Origin of the sequence: Haloimpatiens lingqiaonensis, from assembly GCF_901447495.1 — a bacterium.
Classification (GTDB): domain Bacteria; phylum Bacillota; class Clostridia; order Clostridiales; family Clostridiaceae; genus Haloimpatiens; species Haloimpatiens lingqiaonensis.
Genome location: NZ_CABDWS010000029.1, coordinates 24,875 through 36,947, shown reverse-complemented (window position 1 = coordinate 36,947; position 12,073 = coordinate 24,875). Strand labels below are relative to the sequence as shown.

The following is a 12,073-nucleotide window of genomic DNA, read 5'->3' as shown; positions in this document are numbered from 1 at the left end:
TATGGCAACTACTTTTAATTTATCTATAGTACCATTTCTAAATACTTTATTTTTTACAATGGTTTTTATTATATGTTTATGAATTTCTTTTAATCCATCTAAATCAAAATCACTTAAGGAGCGCCTAACGGCATCAATGCGTGGCATTTTAGTTTTTTTAGGTATTACTTTTTTAAACTTGCCTTTTTTAAGCCAATGTTCTAATCTATTGAAACTTCTTATCTGAAGCATAAATCCAAATAACACCACGAAGGTAATTGTTGAAATTTTTACATCAGATTTTATTCTTTTATCTTTTAAGTTATTGATTTTTTCACCTATATCGTATACCTTATTAATATAAGTAAGTAATTGTTTTAAATAACTTTTACTCATTTTATCAGCATCCTTTTTAAGTTGGTTTCTAGTAAAAACTATTATAAAAAGGATGCTTTTATTATGCAAATTTTTTCTCTAAAATTTCCAGCAAAAATCAGAATTTATGGTTTTTAACCTAACCCTCAATCATTCATTATAAATCAGCGGGCTCACGCCCCAAAAATTTTTAAGCGCTAAACTTCTGTATAATATATATTTTTTGAAGTAAGTACCGTAGGAAAAAGCTGCCTTTAATTCCGTGATAAAATTGAAATTTAGGACTGTGAACAGTACGCTAAGAACTTCTAAATGTTTTGAAATTTAAATCCCCTAAAGCCTTCAAACTCGCTCGTACCTCACTCAAGCAATGAAGGCTTCTTAACGGGGCTTTAAATTTCAAAACAAAGAAGTTCTAAAGCTAGTTCAATAGTCCAAAATTTCAATTTTATCACTCCATTAAAGGCAGCTTTTTCAGTTCATAGGTACATTACTTATGGGGAAAACAGCCTACTAAAGGATGATTTTTCTCCACTACGTTACGGAAAATCTTTAATTAAATAAATGGTATAGTGGGAAAAGATATAACTGATTCATTAAATGAAGTGGTTATACCTTTTCTTTTTAAGGGCTTAAAAAATCTTTTATTGGCGGCAGCCAGCGAAAATATAGAAATATAGAAATATTAAATATCAAATATCAAATATCAATTAATGTTGAAATTCCTATGGAATTTCTTAAATTAGAATTTGTTGAGGAAGTAAGAATTAAGTAAGAGGTAAAAAGTAAGAAGTAATAGTGAATGAAGATTTTCCTCCGCTATGTTATGGAAAATCTCTAATTAAATAAATATAATAATAAAACAAGCCAATAGATAAAAAAGTCAGAAGTTGAGCACTTAAAAAGTTCTTTTGGCGTAGCCCGCTGATTTATAATAAAAGACTTATTATAGAAAATGGTTGGGATAATCTATTTTTAGTTAAAGCTTAAAATAAAAATGCAATTTAAAATTATTTATTAGGGTTATTACTGTTTTATGGGTTAAGTGAAAGCAGTGCTATTTCTGTGCCCTATCGGTCTGATGACTTAATAGCCCTTTAAGCAATAGTTCTTCAAAAATTAAGCTTTGCTGAATTTTAACCACAACTATCACCTTTTACTTATTCACAAATTAATTATAAAAAACTCATTGAGTTCTATTCTTTACTCTTACTTCTTACTTTTTATCTCTTACTTATCTACAAAACGAAGCTTTATACAAACAATTGCCTTACGGCAAAATGAATCGAATTTTAATTACTATTTTAATAAGTATCATATAACTTTTCGAAAGGCTACGCCTAAAAGATTATAAGCGCTTTTCTATTTATAAATTAAAGATTTTCTGAATAAAATGAAGAAAATCCACATTATTTGATATTTGATATTTGATATCTGATATTTATATATTTAGTCTAGCTATCTTTTTTACATTCTAAAATTTTTCGTAATGCAATGAAGAAAAATTATCCTTCTCTAGCCCTCTGGTCCTCTAGCACACTAGCCCACTGAAATATCCTTTAGTAGGCTGCCCTCTCCCCGTGACCATGTACGCATGAACTGAAAAATCTGATTTTAAGGGAACAATAAATATATTTTTTTAGACTATTGAGCTAGCTTTAGAAATTCTTTGTTTTCAAATTTGAATACCCGTTAAGAAGCTTTCATTGCCTGAACGAGGAACGAGTGAGTTTGAAAGCTTTAGGGTATTCAAATTTGAAAACATTAGAATTTCTTAGCGTACTGCGAACAGTCTAAAAAAATATATTTATTGTGGACTTAAAAGCAGATTTTTCCTATGCCACTTCCGTCACAATTTTTCTATTTTGTGTTATAATTTAGATAGAAGTATATTATAGATTGGAGTGAATATCATGAGTGAAAACTATAAATTCTTTCAACATAAAAACTGTGAATACTTCCCTTGTCATAAAACTAAGGAGCCTTCTGATTTTAATTGTCTATTTTGCTTTTGTCCCTTATATGGTTTAGGGGATAAATGCGGAGGAAACTTCAGGTACACGAATAAAGGCATAAAAGATTGTACTAACTGTTTAATTCCTCATTCTAAAAATGGTTATGAATATATAATGTCTAAAATGCCTGAAGTTATGAAATTAGCTTCAACTAATAGGGATAAAAAAGAAGATTAAAAATAAAAATGTTATGCGAGTACATCAATAAAGGCATATGTTAAATCCACCTAATTATGGTTTTAACATATGCCTTTATTCTAAACAAAATATATTATTCAAACCTATCATCAGAATATTGTTTTCTGTATTTATTCATTATATCCCTAAATATCTGTGCTGTAGACGGTGGTGTCATGGTTATGGCATTAGCGCCTGCATCTATGGCCCTTTTTATACTTTCTTCATTAGGCCCCCCTGTAGCTATTATAGGAATTTCTTTAAACTGTTCTCTTATTTTCTTTACTATAGTAGGAGTTCTTTCTGCTCCACTTACATTTAAAATATTAGCTCCAGCTTCTATGCGTGACTTAATATCCTCAAATTCTGATACAACTGTTACTACTATAGGTATGTCTATGGTTTCCCTCATGTTTCTTATAACTTCATTAGGTGTTGGATTATTAACTACAACCCCCATAGCTCCTTTAAACTCAGCATCTAGTGCCAAGTTAACCACTCTTTTACCTGTTGTTATTCCCCCTCCAACTCCACAGAAAATTGGTATATCAGAGGACACCACTAATGCTTGAGTTATTATGGGCTGAGGAGTAAATGGATATACGGCAATTACTGCATCAGCATTAGTATTTCTTATTATTGCAACATCTGTTGAGAAAATAAACGATTTTAATCTTTTCCCAAACACTTTAATGCCACTGGCATCTCTTATAACTGGTGGCAATTCTATAATATGATTTCTTAAAGCTCCTTTAACTTCTGGAACAAACTTTGCCAAGCTTCTCTCCCCCTTATATAACATTTTTTATAACATTTAAATATTCTATTTAACTTTCCCTTTTCCTTTATTCTTAACCTTTTATCCAGAGACGTACCTGCCGTAACACTCCCACTTCTAACAAAGTGGGAGATAACGGCAGCTACGTCCCTGGATAACGATCTCTAACCTTCAGTTGGAGTAAAAACTGCATCTGAAGCTAAGAGCTCTGTTTATATGTTTTGTCTAGTATCAATAATTTACACTAAAAATGAATTAAAATCAATAATTTACCCAATAATATTATTAGATTATTAACAATAAAATAAATAAAAATTATGTGTAAAATAAAGCTAAAATTTATAATAAATTCTAAAGAGTGAGGATGTGATATATTATGTCTAAAGGACAAAATAAAACCAATAAAAAAGTAGCTATGGACATAGAAAATGCCTTTAAAGAACATAAAAGTAGCGAAACTTCTGTAAGTGGTTTTAAAGAAAGAGATTTAGAACCCTCTAGGAAAAATTTAAAAAGATAGGATTAAAAAAACTCTATATAAACCATCAAAAGGAAGCTGTGGCACTAAGAATAGATAATACGATATATTGTGCTAAATTTTAATTTTTAAGACAATATATCCTATGTAAATTCTTTAATGCCACAGCCCCTTTGTTATGTCTATAATCTTTCTATATAGTCTAAATACTTATTACTAGAATTTAATATTATATTTTTACCTTCATTTATTTCTCTAACCAATCTTTTTGTTTCATTCCAAGCTAATTTGTATTCTTCTATACCTATATCTCCGTCCTTTAAAGCTTCCTCCAATTCATCTCCATCCAAAATTACTAATTCTCCTTTAGGAAGTACCACTATATCTAGGTATAAATCATCAAAATAAGGTATCCCTTTTCTATTTATTTTAGGCTCCCTGCATATATCAAAATACCATTGTATAATTTCCTTTTTATCGTTTACCATAGTAGTAAGTGCATAGTTCTTTCCTTCAGGAAATTGCTGCATCCACATATAACCCTTGTCCGCTAAAAGTAATTTTTTTCCTAAAACTTCTTTTGCTAAAGGCTCAGTAACTTCATCTATGTATATTGCAGAAATATATCCTTTAAAGTCATCATTGTCTACATATTTTAATTTGAACCTCTTTTTTATAACTCTTATCCAATTTTCTTTATCTGCAAATTTCCTTTTCATACTCAATCACCTTAACCCACATTATTAAGCCCAGTCATTTATTTATATTATACCATTATCTTATATAAGTTATAATTATTTGTATGCCTTTTTAATTAAATATGCACAAAAACTCTATGCATATTTAATTAAAAAGCAGATTATATTTAAATTTAGATATAAGTCTTGAATTTCCTGCAAAAATATTAAAATATTTAAATTAAACCTTTTTTTCTAGTATTATCTTTAAATATAAACTTATATTTAAGAGTTTTATACTTTGACTTTCTTTGACCTTTATTGTATCATATACTTGTAAACAAAAATTAAACTATTATGAGGAGGTTGTTATATATGTTTGATCTAGTTCCTTTTAGAAAAAATAACATGATGAAAAGAGATGATTACTTCAACAAATTCTTTGACAACTTCTTTAAAGACGATTTCTTTGCCTCTAATGATTTTATGGGAAATTCCTTTAAAGTAGATGTTAAGGAAACAGATGATAGCTATACAATGGAGGCTGAATTACCTGGTATAACTAAGGACGCTATAAATATAGAATATACTAATAATTATTTAACTATTTGTGCAAAAAAAGAAAATACAGTAGAAGATACTTCTTCTAACTATGTACGAAGAGAAATCTCCTATGGTGAATTTAAAAGAAGCTTCTATGTAGATAATGTAGATGATCAAGCTATTAAAGCAGAATTTTCAAATGGAATATTAAAAATAGCTCTTCCTAAAAAAGAAAAAGGCAATAATAATATTAAAAGAATAGAAATTCAATAATAATCAAGACTCTTTACCCCAATAAAAAATAAATACTTAGGTTAACCTTCAAAAATAGGCTGTGGCATTAAGAAATTCTTAGTGCTACAGCCTAATACTCTATACCTCTATAACTTAGCTATCTGGAACCTTAGCCACTAGCCCTCTAGCCCTATGGCACCCTAGCCCCCTAATACGCTCCCATTTCCCTAAATTTCCTATATCTCTCATCTAAAAGCTCTTCTGTAGGTAAATTCATCAGCACTTTTAAAGTTTGTAATAAATTATTTTTAATATCTAAAGCAACTGACTGAATATCCTCATGAGCTCCACCTTCAGGTTCTTTTATTATTTTATCTATTATTTTTAAGTTATTAAGATCCTCCGCTGCTATTTTCATAATATCTGCAGCTTCCTTCGCCTTTGAAGAATCCTTCCACAAAATAGTTGCAAGGCCCTCTGGTGATAATATAGAATATATAGAGTTTTCTAGCATCCAAACTCTATCCCCTACTGCTAAAGCAAGGGCTCCTCCACTGCCACCTTCACCAATAACTATAGATATGACAGGAGTTTTTAATTTGGACATTTCTAATAAATTTCTAGCTATAGCCTCTCCTTGTCCTCTTTCTTCTGCTCCTACACCACAAAAGGCTCCTGGCGTATCTACAAAGCAAATTATAGGCCTTTTAAATTTCTCTGCCTGTTTCATAAGTCTTAATGCTTTTCTATATCCTTCTGGGTTTGCCATACCAAAATTTCTTTTTATATTTTCTTTAGTATTTTTACCCTTTTGTTGTCCTATTATGGTAACTGGAATGTCCATAAGCTCACCAACACCACCTACCACACAGCTGTCATCTCCAAAATATCTATCTCCATGAAACTCCATAAAAGAATTAAATATTATATTTATATAATCAAGAGCAGTAGGTCTTTCCACCATTCTTGCTATTTTCAGTTTTTCCCAGGGTGTTAAATTGGTCATTTTTTCACCTCCATAGCTATCTATGCATTCTGAGAATTTGCCCTAAAGTTTTTTTCAAATCCTCTCTTTTAACTATTTTATCCACAAACCCTCTTTGAAGTAAAAATTCCGCAGTTTGAAATTCTTTTGGCAGCGTTTGATTTATGGTCTGCTGAATTACTCTTTTTCCTGCAAAACCTATTAGTGCTCCTGGCTCTGCAAGAATTATATCTCCAAGCATAGCAAAACTAGCTGTTACTCCACCAGTAGTAGGGTCTGTAAGTACTGTTACATATAAAAGACCTGCATCACTATGTCTTCCTAAGGCACTACTAGTTTTAGCCATTTGCATAAGAGAAACCATACCTTCCTGCATTCTAGCTCCTCCAGAAGTGGTAAATATTATTATAGGAAGCCTTTCTTCTGTGGCTTTTTCTATAGCTCTTGTAATTTTTTCACCTACTACAGCTCCCATACTTCCCATCATAAAATTGCTATCCATAACAGCAATAACACTTTTGTATCCATGAATTCTACAAATGCCTGTAACCACTGCATCCTTTTCTCCAGACTTTTTTTCTTCCTTTTCTAATTTTTCATTATATCCGGGAAAACCAAGTATATTTTTACTCTCCATATTTGCATCCATTTCAATAAAAGTACCTTCATCGCAAATTAGTTTTAGTCTTTCCCTAGCACTTAATCTAAAATTATAGTTGCAATTTATACATACATTTAGATTTCTTTCCACATCTTCTTTGTATATAATACTTCCACAGCTTTCACATTTTATCCACATTCCATCTGGTATACTAGGTTTTTTTTCAACATTATCCACAATGTTTTTCTCTTGTACTTGAATATATTTATCCTTTTTTAAAAACTTCCTAAATTTAAACATAGGCCTTTACCTACCTTACTTTAAAAATTGACTTTCTATAAAGCCTGTGTGGAAATCTCCAGCCACAAATTGATCATTGTTTAATATGTCGAATTGAAAATCTATGTTTGTATCTACTCCCTCTATTATAAACTCTCCTAGAGCTCTTCTCATCCTCATTATGGCTTCATCTCTATTTTCTCCATAAACTATTAACTTTCCAATCATAGAATCATAATTTGGAGGTATTTTATACCCTTGGTATACTGCTGAATCAAGTCTTACACCTAATCCTCCCGGTATATAAATATACTTTATTTCTCCTGGACAAGGCATAAATCCCTTACTAGGATTTTCTGCATTTATCCTGCATTCTATAGAGTGTCCTTTTATTTTTATATCCTCTTGGCTTAATTCTAACTTCTCTCCACTGGCTATTTTAATTTGCATTTTAATAAGGTCTACTCCTGTAACCATTTCAGTTATAGGGTGCTCTACTTGTATTCTAGTATTCATCTCCATGAAGTAGAAATTTCCTCTACTGTCTACTAAAAATTCAATGGTACCTGCATTACTGTATCCTGCTGCTTTAGCTGCTCTAACAGCCACATCTCCCATTTTCTTTCTAAGATTTTCATCTATTACAGTAGATGGTGCTTCTTCTAATACCTTTTGATTTCTTCTCTGAAGTGAACAATCTCTTTCGCCTAAATGAATTACATTACCATAATTATCTGCTAATATCTGAAACTCTATATGCCTAGGTTTTTCTATAAATTTTTCAATATACATACTGTCATCCCCAAAGGCTGCCTTAGCTTCACTTTTAGCACTTCTAAAAGAATTTAAAAATTCCTTTTTATCTCTTACTATTCTTATTCCTCTTCCGCCACCGCCTGCAGATGCTTTTATCATCACAGGAAAACCTATATCTTTGGCAATAGAAAGTCCCTCTTGTTCATCATATACTGCACCTTCTGATCCTCTTATAACAGGCACCTTGGCTTCCTTCATCATTTCTTTTGCCTTTGATTTGTTCCCCAAACTTTCTATTACATCAGGTTCTGGTCCTATAAATACTATATTGCAATCTTTGCACATGTGAGCAAACTTACTATTTTCTGATAGGAATCCAAAGCCCGGATGTATAGCTTCTGCTCCTGTAAGTACTGTGGCACTTATTATATTTTCCATCTTTAAATAACTATCCTTAGATTTAGCTGGGCCTATGCAAACTGCCTCATCAGCTAACTGAACATGAAGAGCTTCCTTATCAGCTTCTGAATAAACAGCTACAGTTTCTATTCCCATCTCTCTACAGGCTCTTATTATTCTAACTGCAATCTCTCCTCTATTTGCAATCAATATCTTGCTAAACAACTTTATCACCTCACTGCTTCTATTAACGACAAATCACTAATCCTATCTCCCAATGCCTAATCTGTAAAAAACCAATAACTCCTCCATCTAATCTATAAACAGAGCTCTTAGCTTCAGATGGAGTTTTTACTCCAACGGAAGCTAAGAGATCGTTATCCAGGGACGTAGCTGCCGTTATCTCCCACTTTGTTAGAAGTGGGAGTGTTACGGCAGGTAAGTCTCTGGATAAATCAACTAGAAGGTAAAGACTTATAATTGGCCACTAGGAATTACCCGAAATTATCCTATAGCAAAGGTAAGCTCTCCTTCTGCTGCCTTTTCTCCATTTACTGTAGCTACTGCTTTTCCTACTCCCATAGGTCCTTTTCTCTTTATTATTTCTACCTCTAATTTAAGTACATCTCCTGGTACTACTTTTCTTCTAAATCTTGCTTTATTTATTCCACCAAAATATCCTATTTTTCCTTTGTACTCTTCTAAACTTAAAAGAGCTACTGCCCCAACTTGAGCTAGTGCTTCTATTATTAGGACTCCTGGCATAACAGGCTCTCCTGGGAAATGTCCTTGAAAGAAATATTCATTCATAGTTACATTTTTATATCCTACTGCCTTAATCCCCGGCTCTAATTCTTCTATTTTATCCACTAACAGAAATGGATATCTGTGAGGTATTATTTCCATTATTTCTTTTATATTAAGACTTTTATTTACAGCTTCCATAATCTCGCCTCCAAATCCTCTATTAATAAATGGGCTAAATATTTTACCTTATAAGTATTATAATTACTTATATTCTTTAATATTTTATTTTGTTTATATTTTATTTACTTTATATTTTATTTACTTTATATTTTAATTGTTTAATACTTTTAATCCTCAATCCTTGGAATATCCCTTAGGATTGAGGATTTTATATTATTTTATTCTTATTTTAAAAAGCGGTTGGCCATACTCTACCATATCTTCATTCTTTACAAGTATATCCACTATTTCGCCATGAAATTCTGACTCTATATCATTCATAAGCTTCATTGCTTCTATTATGCATAAAGTAGTTCCCTTATTAACCACTGACCCTATACTAACAAAATTATCTTTGTCTGGAGCTGGAGCTGCATAAAAAGTCCCAACTATAGGTGATTTAATAATTTCTATATCTTTATCATCCTGTATACTTAAAGCTTCTCCCTTTGAACCTGCTTCTGTTTCAATTTGAATTTCCTTTTCTAAAGCTACTTCCTTTTTACAATAGTTTTCTTCTTTACCTTTAGATAATATATCTTCAGATACCCTTTTAGAGCTATTATCCTCTATTAATATTTTTTCTTCCTTGCCCATTTTAAGATGAACTCCATCTATTTCTATTTCAAAAGAAGTAAGCTTTGACTCGCTAACAGTATTTATCAAATCACATATTTCTTTGTAATTCATACTATCTGTCATCCCATTTCTTTAATATTATAGTTGCATTATGTCCTCCAAATCCAAGTGAGTTGGATAATGCATAAGTTATATCTTCTTTTCTTCCCACATTAGGAACATAGTCTAAATCACACTCTTCATCTTTTACCTGATATCCTATAGTTGGAGGGATAAATCCTTCCTGTAGTGCCTTAGCACAAATTATTACTTCCACAGCTCCTGCCGCACCTAAAAGATGTCCTGTCATAGATTTTGTTGAGCTTACAGGTATTTTATAGGCATTATCTCCAAATACACTTTTTATAGCTGCAGTTTCAAATTTGTCATTGTATGGTGTGCTTGTTCCATGTGCATTTATATAATCTATATCTTCTTCCTTTATTCCTGCATCCTCTAGGGCAAGTCTCATTGCTCTGGCACCGCCTTCTCCATCTGGTGCTGGTGAAGTTATATGATAAGCATCGCAAGTCATACTATAACCCTTTATTTCAGCATATATTCTTGCGCCTCTTTTTTTAGCATGCTCTAGGGACTCTAATACAACAATTCCAGCTCCTTCACCAATTACAAAACCATCTCTTTCCTTATCAAAAGGAATCGATGCCCTTTTAGGGTCTTCACTTTTGCTTAAAGCAGTAAGTGATGCAAAACCAGCCACTGTAAGTGGAGTTATGGATCCTTCACTTCCTCCTGCAATTACTATATCTGCATAGCCGTGCTCTATAAGTCTAAAAGCATCTCCTATAGCATTAGTACCTGTAGCACAAGCTGTAACTACAGTAGTACATAGTCCTTTAGCACCAAATTTTATAGCTATATTCCCTGCAGCCATGTTTCCTATTAACATAGGTATCATAAAAGGAGAAACTCTAGAAGGACCTTTTTCTAAAAGTTTTTTATGCTCAGCTTCTAATGTAAGTATTCCACCAACTCCTGAGCCTACTAAAACTCCAAATCTCTCCTTTTCAATTTTCTCTAAGTCTAATGCTGCATCCTTAACTGCTTCCTCTGCTGCTACCATAGCCAATTGACAGTATCTATCCATTCTTTTAGCTTCTCTTCTGTCCATATAGTCATTAGGATTAAAATCCTTAACTTCAGCTGCTACCTTTACCTTTTGATTACTAGCATCAAATCCCTTTATAAAATCTATTCCTGATACTCCATTTTTTATATTGTTCCAAAATGTATCTACATCATTACCTACAGGAGTAATGGCACCTACCCCTGTAACAACTACTGCTCTCTTCATTTTTATCATCCCTCTATTCTTCATTCTCAATTTTCTATTCATAGCTTGCAAAATCCCTTATCTATTTTGCTTCTGCCTTTATTATTAATTGTATAATTTTAATTCTACATAACCATGCCGCCATCTACATTTATAACTTGACCTGTAATGTAATTGGCCTCATCACAAGATAAAAATGATACTGCATTAGCTACATCCTCAGGAGCTCCTAATCTCTTAAGTGGTATAGTATTTATAGCTCCTTCTCTAACCTTTTCAGATAATATAGCAGTCATATCTGTACTTATAAATCCTGGTGCTACTGCATTTACGGTTATACCTCTTGATGCTAGCTCCTTAGCCGCTGCCTTTGTCATACCTATAATACCTGCTTTAGCTGATGCATAGTTGATTTGACCTGCATTTCCTACAAGCCCAACTACAGAGGATATATTTATTATTTTTCCACTTCTCTGTTTCATCATTATCTTACTAGCATGCTTTAAGCAATTAAAAGCACCTTTAAGATTTACCTCTATAACTCTGTCAAATTCCTCTTCCTTCATTCTAAGTAGTAAAGTGTCCTTAGTTATTCCTGCATTGTTCACAAGAATATCTATTGAACCTAAACTTTCAAAAGCTTCATTTATCATATTTTCTGCCTCTGAAAAATTACTTATATCTCCCTCTATAGCTAAGGCCTTTACTCCTTTAGCTTCTATTTCTTTTACTAATTCTTCCGCTTTTTCTTTATTACTTCTATAATTTATAACTATGTTAGCACCTTTTTCTGCTAGCTTTAAAGCTATGGCTCTTCCTATTCCTCTACTGGCTCCTGTAACTATAGCATTCTTACCTTTTAACACTTAATTCACTCCTTTAACTAAGCAATTATTAGAACGACTTATTGAATGTTATG

At 32.0% G+C, this 12,073-nt stretch carries 13 protein-coding genes; 3 read left to right on the top strand and 10 right to left on the bottom strand.

All coding sequences use genetic code 11. The features are described from left to right. Positions 1–375, bottom strand: a 375-nt coding sequence (locus tag FGK85_RS07595) for a hypothetical protein (RefSeq protein ID WP_341472459.1), incomplete at its 3' end; no start/stop codon positions are given. A 1,892-nt stretch (positions 376–2,267) separates the two neighbouring features. Between FGK85_RS07595 and FGK85_RS07590 the strand changes: the two genes are divergently transcribed. Continuing rightward, positions 2,268–2,546, top strand: a complete 279-nt coding sequence (locus FGK85_RS07590) for a cysteine-rich small domain-containing protein (RefSeq protein ID WP_138205276.1) — start codon at positions 2,268–2,270, stop codon at positions 2,544–2,546. Between the two features lie 94 nt (positions 2,547–2,640). Here the strand turns inward: FGK85_RS07590 and FGK85_RS07585 are convergent, their stop codons facing one another. Continuing rightward, on the bottom strand, positions 2,641–3,324 hold the full coding sequence (locus tag FGK85_RS07585; protein ID WP_138205274.1) for a hydrolase: 684 nt from the start codon (positions 3,322–3,324) through the stop codon (positions 2,641–2,643). Between the two features lie 376 nt (positions 3,325–3,700). Between FGK85_RS07585 and FGK85_RS15300 the strand changes: the two genes are divergently transcribed. Beyond that, a complete protein-coding gene (locus FGK85_RS15300; protein WP_171011358.1) occupies positions 3,701–3,844 on the top strand; it encodes a hypothetical protein in 144 nt (47 codons plus the stop codon). A 140-nt stretch (positions 3,845–3,984) separates the two neighbouring features. On the opposite strand, the gene FGK85_RS07580 is transcribed toward FGK85_RS15300, so the two are convergent. Next, a complete protein-coding gene (locus FGK85_RS07580) occupies positions 3,985–4,521 on the bottom strand; it encodes a ribonuclease FAU-1 family protein (protein WP_138205272.1) in 537 nt (178 codons plus the stop codon). Positions 4,522–4,854: 333 nt separating this feature from the next. Here FGK85_RS07580 and hsp18 point away from each other — a divergent pair, with 333 nt between their 5' ends. Continuing rightward, complete coding sequence (hsp18, locus tag FGK85_RS07575) at positions 4,855–5,295, top strand: heat shock protein Hsp18 (protein WP_138205270.1); 441 nt, start codon at positions 4,855–4,857, stop codon at positions 5,293–5,295. A gap of 169 nt (positions 5,296–5,464) precedes the next feature. On the opposite strand, the gene FGK85_RS07570 is transcribed toward hsp18, so the two are convergent. The 7 genes from FGK85_RS07570 to fabG form a co-directional block, all read right to left on the bottom strand. Next, positions 5,465–6,262, bottom strand: coding sequence for an acetyl-CoA carboxylase carboxyltransferase subunit alpha (locus FGK85_RS07570; RefSeq protein ID WP_138205268.1), 798 nt, complete (start codon positions 6,260–6,262; stop codon positions 5,465–5,467). Positions 6,263–6,278: 16 nt separating this feature from the next. Further along, positions 6,279–7,142 carry an acetyl-CoA carboxylase, carboxyltransferase subunit beta gene (gene accD / locus FGK85_RS07565; RefSeq protein WP_138205266.1) on the bottom strand — a complete coding sequence of 288 codons (864 nt, stop codon included), beginning with the start codon at positions 7,140–7,142 and terminating at the stop codon, positions 6,279–6,281. A gap of 15 nt (positions 7,143–7,157) precedes the next feature. Next, positions 7,158–8,501, bottom strand: coding sequence for an acetyl-CoA carboxylase biotin carboxylase subunit (locus tag FGK85_RS07560; protein WP_138205264.1), 1,344 nt, complete (start codon positions 8,499–8,501; stop codon positions 7,158–7,160). A 279-nt stretch (positions 8,502–8,780) separates the two neighbouring features. Then, on the bottom strand, positions 8,781–9,221 hold the full coding sequence (gene fabZ, locus FGK85_RS07555; protein WP_138205262.1) for a 3-hydroxyacyl-ACP dehydratase FabZ: 441 nt from the start codon (positions 9,219–9,221) through the stop codon (positions 8,781–8,783). Between the two features lie 195 nt (positions 9,222–9,416). Continuing rightward, entirely contained in the window at positions 9,417–9,932 is a 516-nt protein-coding gene (gene accB / locus FGK85_RS07550; protein WP_138205260.1) for an acetyl-CoA carboxylase biotin carboxyl carrier protein, read from the bottom strand. Position 9,933: 1 nt separating this feature from the next. Then, complete coding sequence (gene fabF / locus FGK85_RS07545; protein WP_138205280.1) at positions 9,934–11,175, bottom strand: beta-ketoacyl-ACP synthase II; 1,242 nt, start codon at positions 11,173–11,175, stop codon at positions 9,934–9,936. Between the two features lie 104 nt (positions 11,176–11,279). After that, positions 11,280–12,020, bottom strand: coding sequence for a 3-oxoacyl-[acyl-carrier-protein] reductase (gene fabG, locus FGK85_RS07540; RefSeq protein WP_138205258.1), 741 nt, complete (start codon positions 12,018–12,020; stop codon positions 11,280–11,282). Positions 12,021–12,073: the final 53 nt, after the last annotated feature.